22 protein-coding genes are annotated in these 18,599 nt (G+C 51.1%); 13 read left to right on the top strand and 9 right to left on the bottom strand.

Annotated features, from left to right (window positions below; all coding sequences use genetic code 11):
• The first annotated feature begins 135 nt into the window (after positions 1-135).
• The 12 genes from EL111_RS05965 to EL111_RS05910 all read left to right on the top strand — a co-directional run bounded on the left by EL111_RS05965 (position 136) and on the right by EL111_RS05910 (position 10,045).
• On the top strand, positions 136-1,392 hold the full coding sequence (locus tag EL111_RS05965) for a Glu/Leu/Phe/Val family dehydrogenase (RefSeq protein ID WP_123796280.1): 1,257 nt from the start codon (positions 136-138) through the stop codon (positions 1,390-1,392).
• A gap of 230 nt (positions 1,393-1,622) precedes the next feature.
• Entirely contained in the window at positions 1,623-2,069 is a 447-nt protein-coding gene (iscR, locus tag EL111_RS05960; RefSeq protein WP_123796281.1) for a Fe-S cluster assembly transcriptional regulator IscR, read from the top strand.
• A gap of 23 nt (positions 2,070-2,092) precedes the next feature.
• Positions 2,093-3,307, top strand: a complete 1,215-nt coding sequence (locus EL111_RS05955; RefSeq protein WP_123796282.1) for an IscS subfamily cysteine desulfurase — start codon at positions 2,093-2,095, stop codon at positions 3,305-3,307.
• 60 nt (positions 3,308-3,367) lie between these two features.
• Positions 3,368-3,796 carry a surface-adhesin E family protein gene (locus tag EL111_RS05950; protein ID WP_123796283.1) on the top strand — a complete coding sequence of 143 codons (429 nt, stop codon included), beginning with the start codon at positions 3,368-3,370 and terminating at the stop codon, positions 3,794-3,796.
• Between the two features lie 105 nt (positions 3,797-3,901).
• Positions 3,902-4,288: a Fe-S cluster assembly scaffold IscU gene (iscU, locus tag EL111_RS05945; RefSeq protein ID WP_123796284.1), complete on the top strand. Its 387-nt coding sequence runs from the start codon at positions 3,902-3,904 to the stop codon at positions 4,286-4,288.
• Positions 4,289-4,350: 62 nt separating this feature from the next.
• Positions 4,351-4,836 carry a DUF302 domain-containing protein gene (locus tag EL111_RS05940; RefSeq protein ID WP_123796285.1) on the top strand — a complete coding sequence of 162 codons (486 nt, stop codon included), beginning with the start codon at positions 4,351-4,353 and terminating at the stop codon, positions 4,834-4,836.
• Positions 4,837-4,926: 90 nt separating this feature from the next.
• Positions 4,927-5,247: an iron-sulfur cluster assembly protein IscA gene (gene iscA, locus EL111_RS05935; protein ID WP_123796286.1), complete on the top strand. Its 321-nt coding sequence runs from the start codon at positions 4,927-4,929 to the stop codon at positions 5,245-5,247.
• An 86-nt stretch (positions 5,248-5,333) separates the two neighbouring features.
• On the top strand, positions 5,334-5,840 hold the full coding sequence (gene hscB / locus EL111_RS05930) for a Fe-S protein assembly co-chaperone HscB (RefSeq protein WP_123796302.1): 507 nt from the start codon (positions 5,334-5,336) through the stop codon (positions 5,838-5,840).
• A gap of 76 nt (positions 5,841-5,916) precedes the next feature.
• A complete protein-coding gene (locus EL111_RS05925; RefSeq protein ID WP_123796287.1) occupies positions 5,917-6,618 on the top strand; it encodes a DUF6973 domain-containing protein in 702 nt (233 codons plus the stop codon).
• A gap of 100 nt (positions 6,619-6,718) precedes the next feature.
• Positions 6,719-7,720, top strand: a complete 1,002-nt coding sequence (gene hemB, locus EL111_RS05920) for a porphobilinogen synthase (protein WP_123796288.1) — start codon at positions 6,719-6,721, stop codon at positions 7,718-7,720.
• A 281-nt stretch (positions 7,721-8,001) separates the two neighbouring features.
• Positions 8,002-9,417, top strand: a complete 1,416-nt coding sequence (locus EL111_RS05915) for an SLC13 family permease (protein WP_123796289.1) — start codon at positions 8,002-8,004, stop codon at positions 9,415-9,417.
• Positions 9,418-9,535: 118 nt separating this feature from the next.
• A complete protein-coding gene (locus EL111_RS05910; RefSeq protein WP_123796290.1) occupies positions 9,536-10,045 on the top strand; it encodes a peptidylprolyl isomerase in 510 nt (169 codons plus the stop codon).
• Between the two features lie 71 nt (positions 10,046-10,116).
• On the opposite strand, the gene EL111_RS05905 is transcribed toward EL111_RS05910, so the two are convergent.
• Positions 10,117-11,028: a LysR family transcriptional regulator gene (locus EL111_RS05905; protein ID WP_123796291.1), complete on the bottom strand. Its 912-nt coding sequence runs from the start codon at positions 11,026-11,028 to the stop codon at positions 10,117-10,119.
• Positions 11,029-11,162: 134 nt separating this feature from the next.
• On the opposite strand from EL111_RS05905, the gene EL111_RS05900 reads away from it, so the two are divergent.
• Positions 11,163-11,867, top strand: a complete 705-nt coding sequence (locus EL111_RS05900) for a pirin family protein (protein ID WP_123796292.1) — start codon at positions 11,163-11,165, stop codon at positions 11,865-11,867.
• A gap of 224 nt (positions 11,868-12,091) precedes the next feature.
• On the opposite strand, the gene nhaC is transcribed toward EL111_RS05900, so the two are convergent.
• The 8 genes from nhaC to surE form a co-directional block, all read right to left on the bottom strand.
• Complete coding sequence (gene nhaC, locus EL111_RS05895; protein WP_123796293.1) at positions 12,092-13,477, bottom strand: Na+/H+ antiporter NhaC; 1,386 nt, start codon at positions 13,475-13,477, stop codon at positions 12,092-12,094.
• Positions 13,478-13,688: 211 nt separating this feature from the next.
• On the bottom strand, positions 13,689-14,072 hold the full coding sequence (gene panD, locus EL111_RS05890; protein ID WP_123796294.1) for an aspartate 1-decarboxylase: 384 nt from the start codon (positions 14,070-14,072) through the stop codon (positions 13,689-13,691).
• A 93-nt stretch (positions 14,073-14,165) separates the two neighbouring features.
• Positions 14,166-14,489, bottom strand: a complete 324-nt coding sequence (gene cutA, locus EL111_RS05885) for a divalent-cation tolerance protein CutA (RefSeq protein ID WP_123796295.1) — start codon at positions 14,487-14,489, stop codon at positions 14,166-14,168.
• 13 nt (positions 14,490-14,502) lie between these two features.
• Complete coding sequence (locus EL111_RS05880) at positions 14,503-15,171, bottom strand: histidinol-phosphatase (protein ID WP_123796296.1); 669 nt, start codon at positions 15,169-15,171, stop codon at positions 14,503-14,505.
• A 59-nt stretch (positions 15,172-15,230) separates the two neighbouring features.
• The gene (gene hda / locus EL111_RS05875; RefSeq protein WP_123796303.1) at positions 15,231-15,911 is read right to left on the bottom strand and encodes a DnaA regulatory inactivator Hda; all 681 of its coding nucleotides are present in this window, start codon (positions 15,909-15,911) and stop codon (positions 15,231-15,233) included.
• A gap of 313 nt (positions 15,912-16,224) precedes the next feature.
• Positions 16,225-17,184 (bottom strand): SPFH domain-containing protein, encoded by a 960-nt coding sequence (locus tag EL111_RS05870; protein ID WP_123796297.1) that lies wholly within the window; start codon positions 17,182-17,184, stop codon positions 16,225-16,227.
• Between the two features lie 13 nt (positions 17,185-17,197).
• A complete protein-coding gene (locus EL111_RS05865; protein WP_123796298.1) occupies positions 17,198-17,620 on the bottom strand; it encodes an NfeD family protein in 423 nt (140 codons plus the stop codon).
• Between the two features lie 213 nt (positions 17,621-17,833).
• Complete coding sequence (gene surE, locus EL111_RS05860; protein ID WP_123796299.1) at positions 17,834-18,598, bottom strand: 5'/3'-nucleotidase SurE; 765 nt, start codon at positions 18,596-18,598, stop codon at positions 17,834-17,836.
• Between the last annotated feature and the right edge of the window lies 1 nt (position 18,599).

The raw sequence follows: 18,599 nt of genomic DNA, 5'->3' as shown, positions 1-18,599 counted from the left end.
TAAAACTGTGTATCCTTTATCTATATTTACCCTCCTTGGAAACTACAAGAAATTACACGGCAGCCAATTCGTGATATGATGCGCGCGTTGTCGGAGCAAACGATCCGATGAAAACGCAAATCAGGAGAACATCACATGTCCGGTTACAACCCCTACCAAAACCTGCTTAATACCTTAGACGAGGCTGCCAAAACATTAGGCTACGAACAAAATGATTATGAAGTATTGCGCCACCCCGAGCGCGAGCTGACCGTATCGCTGCCTATCCGTATGGATAACGGCCAAATCGAAGTTTTTACCGGCTACCGCACCCAACACAGCACTATTTTAGGTCCGGCAAAAGGCGGTTTGCGCTTCCATCCTGATTCTGATGAAAATGAAGTGCGCGCGCTTGCGGGTTGGATGACCATTAAAAATGCTATTGCCCGCCTGCCCTATGGCGGTGGTAAAGGCGGCATCAAAGTTGATCCGAAAACCCTCAGCCCGCGTGAGCAAGAGAGGCTTACCCGAGCTTTTGTGCGTGCCATTCGCCCGATTATCGGTGTTGAGCAAGATGTGCCGGCTCCTGATGTCGGGACTAATCCGCAAATTATGGCTTGGTTTGCAGACGAATACAGCGCGCTCGAAGGCAAGTGGACCCCGGGTGTTGTTACCGGCAAACCTTTGCAAGTAGGCGGCTCTCTCGGCCGTAACGAAGCTACCGGCCGTGGCTGTATGTTTACCCTGAAAAGCTATCTGAGCAAAAAAGGCAAAAACTTGTCTGACATTACCCTTGCCGTACAAGGCTTCGGCAACGTAGGCAGCGTGGGTTCACTGCTGATGCACCGCGAGGGCGTGAAAATTGTGGCCATCGGTGATGTAAACGGCTGTTTCTATAATCCGAACGGTTTGGACATCGAAGCCGCATACCAATACGCCAATGCCAACGGGCGTTCGCTTGCAGGCTATACCGAAAGCGGCATGAGCACCATCAGCATGGAAGAATTGCTGGCATTGGATGTCGATGTATTGTTCATGGCGGCGCTGGAAAATCAGCTTAACGCCCAAAACATGGAAAAAGTCCGTGCCAAAGTGATTTTGGAAGGCGCGAACGGCCCGACCACCAATGATGCCGACAAATATTTCTTTGCTAACGGTATTGATGTTTTGCCTGATGTATTGACCAACGGTGGCGGCGTGGTTGTATCCTATTACGAATGGGTTCAAAACAAAGCCGGCTTATATTGGAGCGAGGCCGAAGTCAACGACAAACTGGAAAAAAACATGAAAATGAGTTTCGATGAGGTATGGGAAACACAAGAGCAGTACAAAACCTACCCCCGTCTTGCCGCATACATGACCGCTTTGCGCCGTCTTACCGAAACCCGTAATCTGAAAGGCTTTATCGGGTAATCGGAAAAAATGGAGTATCAGGCCGTCTGCAAAACGCGTTGATAAACACCAAGTTTTTCAAACCGTTGTTTTGCAGACGGCTTTTTGCTGCAATCCGCCAGCAATAATGCTTGACTTTGGCAACCCTGCCCATAAATACAAACAATCAAAATATCCGTAAGGATACTTGACTAAAACACTCAGCTATTAGACAATCTTTTTAACGATAAAAAAGCCCTACCGGCACCATCATGAGACTCACTACCAAAGGCCGCTTTGCTGTAACAGCCATGATTGATTTGGCCATGAATGCCCAAAAAGGAGCAGTCAAGCTCAGTGCAATCAGCGAGCGGCAAAATATCTCCCTCTCCTATTTGGAGCAGCTTTTCAGCAAACTGCGCCGAGCGCGGTTGGTTGAAAGCCTGCGCGGCCCCGGCGGCGGTTACGTTCTTGCCGCGCCTGCCGCAACAATCAACATCGCTCAAATCATCGCAGCAGCTGAAGACAAACTCGATGCCACTCAATGCAGCAGCAAAGCAAACTGCCATCACGGTACACCCTGCCTGACACACGATTTATGGGAAAATCTGAATAAAACCATCAACGATTATCTCAGCAGCGTAACCCTGCAAAGCATTATTGAACAGAAGAACACCGGCAACGGCAGCCAAGTCGTTACCTTTACACACATCCACTAAATGCCAAAAAGAAAGTACAGACCATGACCGTTAAAACCCCCGTATATCTGGACTATGCAGCCACCACCCCTGTGGACAAGCGCGTGGCGGAAAAAATGATTCCCTACCTGACCGAGCAGTTCGGCAACCCGGCCTCCAACAGCCACAGCTTCGGCTGGACGGCAGAAGAAGCCGTAGAAAAAGCCCGTGCCGACATCGCCGCGCTGATTAATGCCGACTCAAAAGAAATCGTGTTTACCAGCGGCGCAACCGAATCCAACAACCTCGCCATCAAAGGTGCGGCAAATTTCTACAAAACCAAAGGCAAACACCTGATTACCGTTAAAACCGAACACAAAGCTGTACTCGATACCATGCGCGAATTGGAACGCCAAGGCTTTGAAGTTACCTATTTGGACGTTCAGGAAAACGGTTTGGTGGATTTGGAAGTATTAAAAGCCGCTATCCGCGACGATACCATTCTGATTTCCGTTATGTGGGTCAACAACGAAATCGGCGTAGTACAAAACATTCCTGCCATCGGAGAAATCTGCCGCGAACGCAAAATCATTTTCCACGTTGATGGCGCACAAGCCTGCGGAAAAGTACCTGTTGACGTAGAAGCAGCCAAAGTTGACCTACTCTCCATGTCCGGCCACAAAGTATACGGTCCCAAAGGCATCGGCGCACTGTATGTCCGCCGCAAGCCGCGTGTCCGTCTGGAGGCGCAAATGCACGGCGGCGGCCACGAGCGCGGTTTCCGTTCGGGCACCCTGCCGACCCACCAAATCGTCGGCATGGGCGAAGCATTCCGTATCGCCAAAGAAGACTTGGAAAAAGATACCGCCCACTACTTGAAACTGCGCGATATTTTCCTAAAAGGCATCGAAGGCATCGAAGAAGTCTATATCAACGGCGATTTGGAACACCGCGTGCCCAACAACCTGAATGTCAGCTTCAACTATGTCGAAGGCGAAAGCCTGATTATGGCCGTTAAAGAGCTTGCCGTATCCAGCGGCTCGGCCTGTACTTCCGCATCATTAGAGCCTTCTTATGTATTGCGCGCATTAGGCCGGAACGACGAGTTGGCACACAGCTCGCTGCGTATCACCTTCGGCCGCATGACCAGCGAAGAGGAAGTTGCCTATGCTGCCGAATTGATTAAATCCAAAATCGGCAAACTGCGCGAGCTGTCTCCGCTTTGGGAGATGTTTAAAGACGGCATTGACTTAGATTCGATTGAGTGGGCAGCACACTAACCGCCTTCGAGTGGGGCGGCCTGCCTGCCGCCCTTATCCGATTTCTTGGAAATCATACCCATGAAAACAACCGCTTTTATCAGCATCTCCACCCTTTTGTTATTGTCAGCCTGTTCCGGTATACCCATGTTGTCCGGCAAGCCTGCCGCACCGCGTGGAGATTGGATACAGGCCACAGACGGCACTTACGTGAAGAAAAGTTCCGTTTACCTGCTGAAAAACGGTCGCCGTACCGCCCAACTCATGAAGGTGTACGGTCACAGCAAAATGTACGACAATAATGGTGCAACCTACCGTTACGCCGTTTTTGAAACCGAATTTGACTGCCTCTCATGGAACAGACAGCGCAAACTCGATGCAACGGCTTTGAGCGCTCCCGAATACACTGCAGAAAACATTGTCGGCAAGCTGCCCTTCAGCAAGGAATGGGACAGCTACCGCGAAGGCAGTATCGGAGATTACCAATGGCGTGCCGTATGCCGTCTGTAAAACACCCGATTGATACGGCATTCTGAAATTTTCCAATCAAACCGGCGGTATTTTCCGCCTCCACTACACCTGATAACGACCAACAAAATATAAGGAACATACATCATGGCATACAGCGATAAAGTCATCGATCATTACGAAAACCCCCGCAATGTCGGCACTTTCGACAAAGGCGACGATTCTGTCGGTACCGGCATGGTCGGCGCACCGGCTTGCGGCGACGTTATGCGCCTGCAAATCAAAGTCAACGACGAAGGCATCATCGAAGACGCAAAATTCAAAACCTACGGTTGCGGTTCTGCCATCGCCTCCTCTTCTTTGATTACCGAATGGGTAAAAGGCAAGAGCTTGGACGATGCGTTGGCCATCAAAAACAGCGAAATCGCTGAAGAATTGGAATTGCCGCCGGTGAAAATCCACTGCTCCATCTTGGCGGAAGACGCCGTTAAAGCAGCAGTAGCCGATTACCGCAAGAAAAAAGAAGCGCAATAATTTGCAGACGGTCTGCCGTAGCACGCGGCGGCATTCTGAAACTTTTCCGACAGGAGAAAATCATGTTAAAACAAACTGCCGCCGTATTATTGGTCTTAAGCGCCGCGGCCTGCGCCCAACACCACAAGCCGGCCACCGAGCCTGCACAAATACAGAAACAATCCGCCATGCAGACCCATACCGTAGCAAGCAAATATGGTTTTGACGAAACCGTTTCCCGTTTGCAAAACGCCGTTCAAAGTAAAGGCATGACCGTATTTGCCGTTATCGACCACCGTGAGGCCGCGCAGCAAAACGGCTTGGATATGCAGCCTGCCAAAGTCATTATCTTCGGTACGCCCAAAGCCGGCACGCCGCTGATGCAGAAAGACCCTGCATTTGCCCTGCAATTACCCTTACGCGTTTTGGTTACCGAAACCGATGGCAAAGTCCAAGCAATCTTTAACGATACCCGCCACCTGATTTCCGGCAGCAAAATCGAGTATGCCGACGTTGAAAACAGTTTGGCAAACGCTGAAAAACTGATTCGCGCCACTGTTGCCCAATAAGCGGTTGGCCGCCGTTGTCAGGCCGGGATACAGCAACCCGGATAAGGTTTTATGCCGTCTGTAAACCCTATTCATCAAGGAATGTTTGTCATGATTACCATCACCGAAAATGCCGCCAAACACATCAATCATTATTTAAGCAACCGCGGCAAAGGCTTGGGTGTACGTTTGGGCGTTAAAACCAGCGGTTGCTCGGGCATGGCTTATAATCTGGAATTTGTCGATGAAGCCTCGCCTGACGATACCGTATTTGAAGAACACGGCGCAAAAGTATTTGTCGATCCGAAAAGTCTGGTGTATTTGGACGGTACGCAAGTTGATTACACCAAAGAAGGCTTGCAGGAAGGTTTCAAATTTGAAAACCCGAATGTCAAAGACTCTTGCGGTTGTGGTGAAAGCTTCCACGTTTGATTGAATGCCGTCTGCAAAAACCAACTGCTCTCCCGCAGGATTTTGCAGACGGCCTTACCTGCTTGAACAATACCGCTTTTGACATCATGAGCCAACATTTCGACCTTTTTCAGCTTCCCGCCCAATTCGATATCGACGGCAATGCTTTGGAGCAAACCTACCGTGTGCTTGCCGCCCGTTTCCACCCCGATAAGTTTGCAGCCGCCTCCTCGTTCGAGCAGAAGCAGGCAGTCATGATGGCTTCGCAAATCAATGAAGCCTACCGGGTATTGAAAAACCCCATCGACCGCGCTGCCTATCTTTTGCAAGCCCATAATATTGATGCAGATGCTCCCGAACATACCCATTTCCCGCCCGAATTTCTCATGCAGCAGATGGAATGGCGTGAAGCCTTGATGGAGGCGCAAGCCGAGCAAAATCAAGAAGCATTACGCAATTTGGCAGAGGAAATCCTGACAGTTCAGTCGGATTTGTTCAGCAATCTGCAACAAGCCTTTACCGAGCAAAACTATCCCCAAGCAGCCCAGCAGGTACGACAAGGACGTTTTCTCGATAAAATGCTGCGCGAAATCCATGCTGCCGATGGTCTTTAATGCTAAAATCCAAGCTGTCCAAACAGCAAACCGTTCCGGCAGAAAAAACGCTGCCGATTATTTACGGTCATACCCCATGATGAAACACATTGTCTTACCGGTATTGGCAGCAGTTGCGCTGGCAGGCTGCCAGAGTTATCAGGAAAACCAGAGCCGCCGGAGTAAAATTACCCAATTTGTACTGAACCACCCAGTTGCCGCACAAGCCATCGGCGTGGAGCACGACCGTTCAAGCAATATTTCCAGCAATGCCGCACGCTTCGCCCTGCGAACCGGGCTGGACGACACCGCAAACGGCGACGGGCGCGGTACACAAGTCAATGCCGTCCGCCATGCTTTGTGGCAGGCAGCCATTGCGTCTAAATTCGACAGCGAAACCGCAGAAAAAGTCGGTAACGCCTATCAAGCCGAAATGGACGCACGAGACGGCAAAAACGACTATTACAGCCGTCTTGCCGCCGATAACGCTGTCGATTTGCGCAACAACCGCATCGGCAGGGAAATCGGCAGCAGCAAGCCTGAGAGCGATATGAAAACGCTAGCAAACGATGTTTTACACTACTATCTCCATACCGGCTTGTGGACAGCATCAAAAGCCGGCAAAGGCTGGCACGTAGAACAAAGCAGATTATCCGAACGCGAATACAGCCGTGCGTTGAAAAACATCGAACCGCTGAATGCAGACGGCATGACGGAAGAAGAACAGCGCAACCATAAGCCCGATACATTCCGCGAAATCAAACGCGCTGTCCGCGCATTAAACCGCATCGAAGATTAATACCGATTAATGCCGTCTGCATTTTATTGCAGTACGGCAATCTTTTTTATGATACGGGCAGTAAACCCCACTCCGTATCCCCATTTTGAAAGGCAGCATCATGAATTTCCCACCACGTTATGTTCCCCATTCCCGTATGCGCCGTATGCGTAAAGACGATTTCTCCCGCCGCCTGATGCGCGAGCACACGCTTACCGCCGACGATTTGATTTACCCCGTTTTCGTACTGGAAGGAAAAGGACAGGAAGAAAACGTTCCCTCCATGCCGGGCGTCAAACGCCAAAGCCTTGACAAACTGCTCTACACCGCCGAAGAAGCCCTGAATTTGGGCATTCCCATGCTGGCATTGTTTCCCGTCGTTACCCAAAACAAAACCGAGCTGGCCGAAGAAGCTTACAACCCTGAAGGCTTGGTACCGACCGTTGTCCGCACCCTGCGCGAAAAATTCCCTGAATTGGGCATCATGACCGATGTCGCACTCGACCCCTACACCATTCACGGACAAGACGGCCTCACCGATTCAAACGGCTATGTACTGAACGATGAAACCATCGATGTATTGGTAAAACAAGCACTATGCCACGCCGATGCAGGCGCACAAGTCGTCGCCCCCTCCGATATGATGGACGGCCGCATTATGGCCATCCGCGAGGCTTTGGAAGATGCCGGCCACATCCACACCCGCATTATGGCCTATTCCGCCAAATACGCTTCAGCATTTTACGGCCCCTTCCGTGATGCGGTCGGCAGCTCGGGGAATTTGGGCAAAGCCGACAAAAAAACCTACCAAATGGATCCCGCCAACACCAACGAAGCCCTGCAGGAAGTCGCTCTCGACATTCAAGAAGGCGCAGACATGGTCATGGTTAAACCGGGTATGCCTTATCTTGACGTGGTACGCCGTGTCAAAGAAGAATTCGGCGTACCGACATACGCCTATCAGGTTTCCGGCGAATATGCCATGCTGCAAGCCGCCATTCAAAACGGCTGGCTGGACGGCGAAAAAGTCATTCTGGAAAGCCTGCTGGCATTCAAACGCGCAGGTGCAGACGGCATTCTGACTTATTACGCTGTCGAAGCCGCAAAAATGCTGAGAAAATAATCTGTTTACCTTTAATATTTTCGATAAAAAGCCGTTGGATTCAGGTTTCAATATATTGAAATCTAAGTCTTAACGGCTTTTGCCGTTTTATCCTTAATCGGTATTTCATTAAAATAAACATTACATTGGCCCTGTTGTTGATTACAGTTTTCTTACAATATGTTTACATTACTTGAAATTACATCTATACTCAGTAAAGTATTACCGCTGTCGGTCTGTATAGTGGTGAAACCAATACCCATATTGTCTTTTCAAATCATTTATTTATAAAGGATTGCTCTATGGATTTGCATTCGCACGACAAAACCAAGCACCCGGAAACGTCGGAGACGTTCAGCGGCTTAAAGCCGGTTACCGACTTCAAAGGTTTGCTGATTACCATCATCGCAGCTGTTGTCTGCTATGGAATTTACAATATCCTGCCTTACGAACCGGATGCCAACAAAGGTATCGCCCTGCTGGTTTTCGTAGCAATTTTGTGGTTTACCGAGGCAGTACACATCACCATTACAGCACTGATGGTTCCGGTATTGGCGGCGGTACTCGGCTTTCCGGACATGAACATTAAAAAAGCGATGGCGGGCTTTGCCGATCCGACGATTTATATCTTCTTCGGCGGTTTCGCTTTGGCTGCCGCACTGCATATGCAGCGTCTTGACCGTAAAATCGCAGTAACCCTGCTGCGTGCTTCCGGCGGCAATATGAAAATCGCCGTGCTGATGATGTTTGCCGTGACCGCATTTTTATCGATGTGGATCAGCAACACCGCAACCGCAGCGATGATGCTGCCGCTGGCAATGGGCATGATGAGCCATTTGGATCAGGAGAAAGAGCGTAAGACTTATGTTTTCGTGCTGCTCGGTATCGCATACAGCGCGAGCATCGGCGGTTTGGGCACGGTAGTGGGTTCGCCGCCCAACATGATTGCCGCCAAAGCCTTGGAATTGGATTTTGTCGGCTGGATGAAACTCGGTCTGCCGATGATGCTGCTGATTCTGCCGCTGATGCTGTTTGCCATGTATATTATTCTGAAACCGAATTTGGGCGAACGCGTCGACGTTAAAGAGGAATCTATTCCTTGGACGCTGCACCGCGTGATTGCGCTGCTGATTTTCTTGGCGGCTGCCGTTTCGTGGATTTTCAGCGGTAAAATCAAAGATGCTTTCGGTATTGCCAACCCCGATACCGTCATTGCACTGACCGCCGCCATCGCCGTGGTCGTATTCGGCGTGGCGCAGTGGAAAGAAGTGGCCCGCAGTACCGACTGGGGCGTACTGATGCTGTTCGGCGGCGGTATCAGCCTGAGCCAGCTTCTGCAATCCTCCGGCGCTTCGTTGGCACTGGGTCAGCAGGTTGCAACCACTTTTGCCGCCGCGCATCCGCTGCTGGTGATTTTCGTGGTCGCTGCATTCATCATCTTCCTGACCGAATTTACCAGTAATACCGCCTCTGCCGCACTGCTTGTACCGATTTTCGCCACCATTGCCACGCAGATGGGGCTGCCGCAGGAAGTGTTGGTATTCGTTATCGGTATCGGTGCGTCATGTGCCTTCATGCTGCCGGTTGCCACACCGCCGAATGCCATTGTGTTCGGTACGGGGCTGATTAAACAGAAAGAAATGATGAACGTCGGTATTCTGTTGAATATCCTGTGCGTCTTCTTGGTTGCATTGTGGGCATATTTCATGCTGATGTAAGCCCTGCCGCTTAACCGAGGCCGTCTGAAAACAAACCGGTATTTTTCAGACGGCCTTGAGTTTTTTACCCTGCATCCCCATTTAATCCGAAACCCGTTTTTTTCCTGAAAGGACAAGCATGATTATTTTGCACACCAACAAAGGCGACATCAAAATCGAGCTGGATTTCGACAAAGCCCCCGTTACCGCAGCCAATTTCGAACAATACGTCAAAGACGGTTTTTACAACGGCGTGATTTTCCACCGCGTCATCAAAGGCTTCATGATTCAAGGCGGCGGCATGACTGCCGACATGAACGAAAAAACCACCCGCGATCCGATTCAAAACGAAGCGTCCAACGGACTGCCGAACAGCAAATACACCATCGCCATGGCGCGCACTTCCGACCCGCATTCCGCCAGCGCGCAATTCTTTATCAACACAGCCGACAACGTGTTCCTGAACCACCGTTCAAAAGAAATGCACGGCCGCACCGTTGTGCAGGAATGGGGCTATGCCGTATTCGGCAAAGTGGTTGACGGTTTTGACGTAGTCGATGCCATCGAAGGCGTTGCTACCAAACGCCACGGCTACCACGACGACGTACCGACCGAGCCGGTTGTCATCGAAAGCGCGGAAGCGGTATAAACCCGTTTCCTGAAACCAATATGGGTTTAAAAAGGCCGTCTGCAAAACGATAGGATTTGCAGACGGCCTTTTTACCGCGCCCAGCTTGCTTGCCGCAACGCTGCATACAGAAAATCCATCAACACCTGCACACGCTTCGGGCGCAACGGATTGGGCGGTGCCAGCAAATAAAGAGAAATCGGCTCGAGCGTCCAGTCGTCCAATAAAGTCAGCAGTCTGCCTTCCCTGATTTCACGGCAAACCAAAAATTCAGGAATCAGGGTAACGCCGCAGCCCGACAGCAGCAACGGTAAAAACACATCAGCCGTATTGGCTCTGATTCCGGCCTTTACCGTTTGAGTGTACGCGCCTTGCCGGTGATGACGGAACGACCAATGATCGGCATTTTTCGCATTGCTGTACACCAAAGCCGGATAGGCAGCCAAATCTTTCGGGTGTGCCGGTATGCCGTAACGCGCCACGCATTCGGGCGATGCCACCGCCAGCAACGCCACGCGGCACAAGCGTTTGGCCAGCATGGAGGAATCGTCCAAACGGGCAATCCGCAAAGCGAAATCAAACCGCCCTTCAATCAAATCTACCTGCTCGTCCGACAAATCCATATCCAGCTCGATATGCGGATATTGGCGGCAAAACTCAGGCAACAACGGCGCAACTTCCCGCAATCCGAAAGAAAGCGGTACAGAAAAGCGCACTTTTCCCTGAAGCTGATTCACTTCATCACGCAGTTGCGCCTCCAAAGTTTCACCGTCTGCCAACAATTTGCGGGCGTAGGTTTCTACCGCCTGCCCGCTCTCAGTCAACACCAGTTTGCGCGAAGTTCTTTGAAACAAGGTCGTCTGCATTTTGGCTTCCAAACGGGCAACCGCTTTAGAAACTGTTGACTGTGAAAGATTCAGCTCTTGCGCGGCAGCAGAAAACGATCCGCATTCCACTACTTTGGCAAATACCGCCCATGCTTCAAAATCCGGCAGTTTGCTCATCTTACTTCCTTAATCAATTAAATTTTAGAATAGATAATATTCTATATATTCTGTTTTCACAATCTGCAAACCGCCTTATACTGCAGAAAGTCAGCCGGAAAAGCGGCTCCCACCACACACATAGAGGATACATCATGATAGAACGCCGCCCTTATCATCAGTTGGGTGCAGCCGATTACGGTTGGCTGGATACCAAATATCATTTTTCGTTTTCAAACTATTTCAACCGCAACCGCATGAACTGGGGAAACCTGCGCGTATGGAATGACGACATCATTGCGCCGCAATCGGGTTTCGATCCCCACCCCCACAAAGAAATGGAAATCATCACTTACGTCCGCAGCGGAGCCATTTCCCACCGCGACAGCATGGGTAACGAAGGGCGCACCGAAGCAGGCGATGTACAGGTAATGTCTGCCGGCTCGGGCGTGTACCACGCGGAATACAATCTGGAAGACGAACGTACCACCCTCTTCCAAATTTGGATTCTGCCCACCATGGAAAGTGCCAAAGGCGAACCTTCTTGGGGAATGCGCCTGTTTCCAAAAGCAGAGCGTGCCGGCAGATTCAGCGTGTTAGCCAGCGGTATCGACGGCGACGACGCGCTGCCTATCCGCACCAATGCCCGCGTAGTCGGTGCAACCCTCAAAGCAGGAGATACGGCAGAATACCGTTTTGCAGACGGCAGCCGCTATGGTTATCTCGTACCGGCCGAAGGCGATGTGGAAATCAACGGTATCCGCATTGAAAAAGGCGATGGTGCTGCCATTCACGGTGAAACCTTGATCAGCGTAACCGCCCTTTCGGATGCGGAAATTGTGATGGTGGATACCGAATAAGGCGTTTCGCCAGCCTTTTCTATATCATTTTTGGAAACATTATTTAGAAACATAATTCTTAGAAATATAGTCGAATAAAATAAGAATGAGACAAGGCAGCGAAGCCGCAGACAGTACACATAGTACGGCAAGGCAAAGCAACGCTGTATCATTCTTCTTTTAAATGACTATACAACAAAAAGGCCGTCTGCATTTACAGACGGCCTTTTGGCTGATGATTGCCGTTAAGCGGTTTTCTTGCTCAAGGTTAAGCCTGTCCAACCGAACAGCAGGGTCAGAATCAGACACAAATAGCAGAAGAACGCATAAGGCAGGTATTCCCACACCGGCACGCCCAAAGCCTGACTGATAAACACGCCGCATACGCTCCACGGTACCAGCGGATTGATGACCGTACCCGCGTCTTCCAACGTGCGCGAAAGGTTGCGCGAATGCAATCCCAAGCGGTCATATACCGGCTTGAACGTTTTACCGGCCAGCAGAATACTCAAATACTGCTCGCCAATCAGGAAGTTGATGCCCAAGCCTGTTGCCGCCACGCTGACTGTGGCGCGTGCGGCCGTGGTCAAAAATGCCCGTACCGTATCCAATAAAGCAGGAATCACGCCCAATGCAAACAGCAAACCGCCCAAGCTCATGCCCAACACCACGATGGCTTGCGTGAAGAACATCGATTCCAAGCCGCCGCGTGAAATCAAGCGGGAAATGTCGGCAAACGCTTCGCCTTCCAGCTTGTAGCCGCTGAAGAACCAAGCGCCCAACTGCTGCAAATCCGGCGTGCTGTGGAAATAGGTTACCACCAAGCCGGCCAATACCGTAAACAGCATGGCAACCACAGCGTTTACGCGCAATAATGCCAGTACCACCAGCAACACAAACGGTATCAGAGAATAGCCGTGTACCAGCCCTGTTGCTTCCAACTGGCCGCGGAACACTTCTACGCTGTTCAAATCCTGCGCGGCAGCATTCGGCAGTACCCACAACATCAATACCGCACTAATCAGCCACGCGGGTACGGTGGTGTACATCATATTTTTGATGTGTTCGAACAAATCTACGCCGACAATCGAAGCCGCGATACCCGTGGTATCCGACAAGGGCGACATTTTATCACCGAAAAATGCACCGGATACCACCGCTCCGGCCGTCATCGCTAAATCCGCATGAAAAGCAGTCGCCATACCCATAAAGGCCACGCCCACCGTTGCACAAGTGGACAGGCTGCTGCCGATGGCGATACCGATCACCGAGCAAAGTGCGAATGCCGAGAAATAGAAATACGTCGGCGAAATCAAACCGAAGCCGTAATACATCAGCGTCGGAATCGCCCCGCTCATCATCAGTGCAGCCACCATCAGGCCGATAAAGAAAAACAGATACACCGCTCCCATGCCCTGCATGACCGCACCGACCATGCCGTCCTGCATATCACGGTATTTCAAGCCCCGGCACAAGCCGTACAAAATCAATGCCACAATCGCGGTGATGACGGAAATATGGGGCAGCCAGCCCAGAGAGATGATGGTATAACCCATCGCGGCAATCAGTACGCACATCAGCAACAATGCTTCTGTGCGCCGCATATCGAGTAAGGATTTAAAGCCTAACATTGTTTGTCCTTTTTTCGGGCCTGATTAGCCGAAACTGCTTCCGTGGCAGGCCGTTTGAAAATGGTAAAGGCTCATTGTAAACTTTAGTTAAACCTTTCAGCAAGTTTATTTTGCACGGGCTGCGGCGGAATATGGCGGGTAAAGTAAAAAGCCGTCTGCAAATCAGGCATTTTTCAGATGCTCTGTTTGCAGACGGCTTTTGCGGGATGTTTTACAACACGGTGTGCGGCGGTTCGTAAGTGATGACGTCACGGATTTTATTGTTTTCGTCCACCAGTACGACTTTCGGTTCGTATGATTGGATTTCCGGTTCGGAGAGCATGACATACGACATGATGATGACAATATCGCCCTTTTGCACCAATCGCGCCGCCGCGCCGTTCAGGCAGACTACGCCGCTGCCGCGTTCGCCCGGAATGGTATAGGTTTCAAAGCGTTCGCCGTTGTTGTTGTTGACAATCGCGACTTTTTCATTGGCGCAGATACCCGCCGCATCGAGCAAATCCAAATCTACGGTAATGCTGCCGACATAATTCAAATCGGCTTCGGTAACGGTGGCGCGGTGAATTTTGCCCCCGAGCATGGTACGGAACATGATTTTCCTTCTGAATCGTTGCAATATGGTTTTGCAGACGGCCTTTATCGCGCAAAAAGTGCAGAAAGGCCGTCTGCAAAACAAAGGCAGCCATTATAACCCTACTTGCGCCTTCAACCAACGCAGATAAGACGGAAGTCCGCGCGATACGGGCTGCATGATGATTTGCGGGCAATCGTAGCTGTGGTGTGCCAAAATGGTTTTCTCTACGGCTTTGTAATGGCAGCGTGCGGTTTTGATGACGATACGGATTTCTTCATCACGGCAGACTCTGCCCTGCCAGACATAATCGCTGCTGATGTTTTCGTATTGTATGCACGCGGCAAGCTGTTTTTCCAATAATGCAGTGCCGATGGTGCGGGCTTCTTCGAGCGTTGCCGCGGTAGTGGTTATCACAACCGGCTTGAATGTGGGCATTTGCAGACGGCCTTTATTTGAAATTCAATACCGGCCAGCCTTTTTCCAATGCTTCCTGCGCCAAGACTTCGTCGGGGTTGACCGCGACAGGTTCGTTGACATAACGCAGAAGCGGCAGGTCGTTTTTGGAATCGCTGTAAAAATATACTTTGCCGTAATCGGCAAGGCTTTCGCCGCGCGCCGCCAGCCATTGGTTGAGGCGGGTGATTTTGCCTTCTTTCAGACTGGGCGTACCGATGTAGTTGCCGGTATAGCGGCCGTCTTCCCCAATTTCAAGCTGCGTACCGATGACATTGAGAATACCGAATGCGTGGCAAATCGGGCTAATGATGAACTCGTTGGTTGAAGAAATCACCAGCAGTTCGTCACCTGCGGCTTGGTGGCTCTGCACCAGCATACGCTGCATGGGCGTGATGTGCGGCGTGATAAATTCGGCCATAAATTCGCTGTGCATTTCGGCCAGCTCTGCCATGCTGTATTCTTTCAGCGGCGCAAGGTGGAATTTGAGAAACTCGTCGATATTGAGACAGCCGTTGCGGTAGTCTTGATAGAATTTTTCGTTTTGTGCTTCGGTGTATTCGACATCGACCAAACCTTTTTTCATCAGGTATTGCGGCCAAGAGTGATCGGAATCGGTGTTGATTAGGGTATTGTCGAGATCGAAAATGGCAAGATTTTTCATGTTTGTCTCTATGAAAATGCTAAAACTGTTCGGATGGGCGGCAAAAGGCCGTCTGCAAATTACGAGCCGGACGGGTTGCTTTCCTGTTGTTTCAACAGTTGGCGCAACATCGGCAGGGTAATGCGCCGCCCTATCATTACGGCGTAATGGTCGAGCGTATCGAGCATCTGCAGCAGGCTGTCCATATCGCGCCGCCAATGGTTGAGCAGGTATTCAAAAATTTCGGTGTCTACCGTTACCTGCCGCGCCGCCGCCATGCTGACCAATGCGTTGATTTTTTCTTGATCGGTAAGCGGTTTGACTTCGTACACCAAGCAATAGGCCATTCGCGTTCGCAAGTCTTCGCGGATAACCAGTTGCTGCGGCGTATGTTCCGAACCCAGCAGCAGGAAGCCTTTGCCGCTGTTGCGGAAGCGGTTGAAAACGGCAAACAGCAGAGCCTGCTCTTCATGATTCAGTTTTTCTACTTGGTCGATGGCCAAATATTCTGCTTCCAAAGCGGATTCGGTTAACGGCTCGACCGCCGCATCAACATAAACCGCCTGTTTTCCGTTTTCCAATGCCTGTGCGATCCAAGCCTGCAACAAGTGGCTTTTTCCTGCGCCCGCTTCTCCCCATACATAAATAAACTGGCCGTGGCGGTGTTGCAGCACATACACCAGTTCTGCATTGGACGTACCGAGAAACTTATCGAAACTCGGATACTCTTGGGTGGCAAAATCGAAAATAAGCTGGTTCACGGGCGGGGTACGCAATCTCAAATCATCGGATTGTTCGGATAAGCGGCACAAGGCAATGTGCCGCACGGTTTATGCCGTCTGCAGTTTGCAGCGTACTTGAAGCCGGGTATGTCCGGCGATATTTCGGCGGCTTGCGGTATTTTGCAGACGGCCTTACGGGTAGGAGCAGCCGGCTCGGGCTTGTTTCCGCATTGTACGTTGTTTCCGTCAGGTCTATCAAGTTACCGTTTTGCAGACGGCAGACAGTCGAATGCCGTCTGCAAAATGCCATACAACCCTGCATTTTCAGACGGCATATCTGTTGTTTCGGCTTTTATTTGGTGTTTTTGCTGTTCTCTACGATTTTCAAACCGGCAGAGACCAAGCTGCCGATTTCGGCAACATTGGCGGGCATAATCAAGGTGTTGCCCTCTTTGGCCAAATTGCTGAACGCGGCAACGTATTGTTCGGCCACTTTCAGATTAACCGCCTCATTGCCGCCCGGGTGCTGCAAGGCGGCCGCTACGGCGCGAATGGCATCGGCATTGGCTTCGGCAACCAAACGCAGAGCCTCCGCTTCACCTTGTGCGCGGTTGATTTGCGCTTCTTTCTGGCCGCGGGATTCGTTGATGGCTGCCTGCATTTCACCTTCGGATTGTTGGATTTCCGCTTCGCGCTGACCGCTTGCCAAGTTGATTTGTTCGATTTTGCGGCCTTCGGATTCGGCAATGCGGGCACGTTTTTCGCGCTCTGCCGTGATTTGCGCCTGCATGGAACGCAAAATCTCTTGCGGCGGTACAAGGTCTTTGATTTCGTAACGCAAAACTTTCACGCCCCACGATACTGCTGCTTCATCAAGCGCGGCGACCACAATACTGTTGATTTCGTCGCGTTCTTCAAAAGTTTTGTCCAACTCCATGCGGCCGATAACCGAACGCAGCGTGGTTTGCGCCAGTTGGGTAATCGCCATGATGTAATTGCTCGTACCGTATGAAGCCAGCTTGGGATCGGTTACTTGAAAATAGATAATGCCGTCTACGGTAAGCTGGGTATTGTCCCGGGTAATACACACTTGGCTGGGCACATCAAGCGGGATTTCTTTCAGCGTATGCTTGTAGGCAATGCGGTCGATAAACGGAATCAGAATATTCAGCCCCGGATTCAGCGTTTTGTAAAAACGTCCCAAACGCTCCACAACATACGCTTCTTGTTGGGGAACGACGACAAATGCTTTGAAACCGAATACCACTGCTGCAATCAGCAGCACCACGGGGAAACTGTAAAATATTTCCATGATTCTTCCTCCTTTAAATTGAATGTAAGTCCAGCAGCAGAATATTGCCGTCTTTTCCTGTGATTACGGCTGTTCCCGTTTGTGCGGCAGCCTTTCCACCCGGCATCTTCGCCTGCCAATGCGCGCCCCGGTAGGCAACTTCATACACATCGCCGTGCAAGTGGCGCAGGATTTGTACCGTTTGCCCGATGTCCAAGTCATTCGCTTCCGCTTCCTGCCGTTGGCTTCGGCGGTGTTTCTTTACCCATTTGTGTACAGGGAGAATACCCAAAGCGGATAATAACGCGGCAGTCAGCACCGCAACCGGCACGCTTCCGCCCAAAGCAGCGGCAATTCCCGCGCCAAACAACGCCGCGCCGACCACCAGCAGGTACACCGTACCGGCAAACAATTCCGCAATCAGCACTAACGCACCGGCCACAAACCAAAACGTCATAAGCTACTCCTCTCTAGGATAATGACGGCATGAGCGCGCCCTATCCGCTTGTTCGGCTGTTTCCATACGGTTTGACACGGCATTGCCGCACCTTGTCTCCATCTGAACGCAAACAACCGAATTTGTCATACCGGTCAAAGATAAACAAGAAATGCCGCCGCGACAAACATTTTTAAACTTCTTTGCCTGCTTTTGCTTTTTGCAGACGGCCTTTCAGACATGATCCGGCAGCTTGCAGCCCTGCCAGAATGCCGTTACGTTTGCCAAATCCTGATAGGCGGTCAAATCAATCTGCAAGGGGGTAACGGTAATAAACCCGGCTTCGCATTCGCCGAAATCCGTACCTTCTTCCTTATCGGAAATCGAACCGACAGGACCTATCCAATAAACCTCCTCGCCGCGGGGATTGTGCGAAGGCACAATACTTTGGGTATGGTGGCGGCGGCCGAGACGGGTAATCTTAATCCCCTGTATGTTCTCCGGCGCAACAGCCGGAATATTGATGTTCCATAAAACAGGAGTCTGCGGCGGGTTTGCCAGCAGATATTCCAGCAACAGCCAAGCCGCCTTTTCCGCCGTCTGCCAATAGCGTCCGCTGAAATCGTTCAGCGACAGCGCGATGGCGGGAATGCCCATCAAATAAGCTTCGGTTGCGGCGGCAACCGTACCCGAATACAGCGTATCATCACCCATGTTCGCGCCGTTGTTGATGCCCGACAACACCAAGTCGGGTTTAAATTCGGGCAAGGCGTGCAGCCCTAAATGGATACAGTCGGTAGGTGTGCCGCTGACGTAATAAAAACCGTTTTCCGCCAATTTGATACGCAACGGCCGATCCAGCGTTAACGAGTTGCTGACACCGCTGCGGTCGCGATCCGGCGCAACCACGCGGACGTTGGCAAACTCTGCCGCCACCCGCGCCAAAATCGCAATGCCGGGAGCGAGATAGCCGTCATCGTTACTGATTAAAATATTCATA

The sequence above is a fragment of the Neisseria animalis genome (genome assembly GCF_900636515.1).
Lineage (GTDB): Bacteria > Pseudomonadota > Gammaproteobacteria > Burkholderiales > Neisseriaceae > Neisseria > Neisseria animalis.
The sequence above is the reverse complement of the archived record's forward strand: the minus strand, read 5'-3'. Positions and strand labels throughout refer to the sequence as shown.

Bases quoted from the DNA above. Each gene is read 5' to 3' on its own strand.
- EL111_RS05900 (WP_123796292.1), top strand. From the start codon at position 11,163: ATGATAGAACGCCGCCCTTATCATCAGTTGGGTGCAGCCGATTACGGT.
- cutA (WP_123796295.1), bottom strand. From the start codon at position 14,489: ATGCCCACATTCAAGCCGGTTGTGATAACCACTACCGCGGCAACGCTC.
- EL111_RS05865 (WP_123796298.1), bottom strand. From the start codon at position 17,620: ATGACGTTTTGGTTTGTGGCCGGTGCGTTAGTGCTGATTGCGGAATTG.
- panD (WP_123796294.1), bottom strand. From the start codon at position 14,072: ATGTTCCGTACCATGCTCGGGGGCAAAATTCACCGCGCCACCGTTACC.
- EL111_RS05940 (WP_123796285.1), top strand. From the start codon at position 4,351: ATGTTAAAACAAACTGCCGCCGTATTATTGGTCTTAAGCGCCGCGGCC.
- EL111_RS05870 (WP_123796297.1), bottom strand. From the start codon at position 17,184: ATGGAAATATTTTACAGTTTCCCCGTGGTGCTGCTGATTGCAGCAGTG.
- nhaC (WP_123796293.1), bottom strand. From the start codon at position 13,477: ATGTTAGGCTTTAAATCCTTACTCGATATGCGGCGCACAGAAGCATTG.
- iscU (WP_123796284.1), top strand. From the start codon at position 3,902: ATGGCATACAGCGATAAAGTCATCGATCATTACGAAAACCCCCGCAAT.
- hemB (WP_123796288.1), top strand. From the start codon at position 6,719: ATGAATTTCCCACCACGTTATGTTCCCCATTCCCGTATGCGCCGTATG.
- EL111_RS05965 (WP_123796280.1), top strand. From the start codon at position 136: ATGTCCGGTTACAACCCCTACCAAAACCTGCTTAATACCTTAGACGAG.
- iscR (WP_123796281.1), top strand. From the start codon at position 1,623: ATGAGACTCACTACCAAAGGCCGCTTTGCTGTAACAGCCATGATTGAT.
- surE (WP_123796299.1), bottom strand. From the start codon at position 18,598: ATGAATATTTTAATCAGTAACGATGACGGCTATCTCGCTCCCGGCATT.
- EL111_RS05925 (WP_123796287.1), top strand. From the start codon at position 5,917: ATGATGAAACACATTGTCTTACCGGTATTGGCAGCAGTTGCGCTGGCA.
- EL111_RS05950 (WP_123796283.1), top strand. From the start codon at position 3,368: ATGAAAACAACCGCTTTTATCAGCATCTCCACCCTTTTGTTATTGTCA.
- EL111_RS05905 (WP_123796291.1), bottom strand. From the start codon at position 11,028: ATGAGCAAACTGCCGGATTTTGAAGCATGGGCGGTATTTGCCAAAGTA.
- hscB (WP_123796302.1), top strand. From the start codon at position 5,334: ATGAGCCAACATTTCGACCTTTTTCAGCTTCCCGCCCAATTCGATATC.
- EL111_RS05910 (WP_123796290.1), top strand. From the start codon at position 9,536: ATGATTATTTTGCACACCAACAAAGGCGACATCAAAATCGAGCTGGAT.
- EL111_RS05955 (WP_123796282.1), top strand. From the start codon at position 2,093: ATGACCGTTAAAACCCCCGTATATCTGGACTATGCAGCCACCACCCCT.
- EL111_RS05880 (WP_123796296.1), bottom strand. From the start codon at position 15,171: ATGAAAAATCTTGCCATTTTCGATCTCGACAATACCCTAATCAACACC.
- EL111_RS05915 (WP_123796289.1), top strand. From the start codon at position 8,002: ATGGATTTGCATTCGCACGACAAAACCAAGCACCCGGAAACGTCGGAG.
- iscA (WP_123796286.1), top strand. From the start codon at position 4,927: ATGATTACCATCACCGAAAATGCCGCCAAACACATCAATCATTATTTA.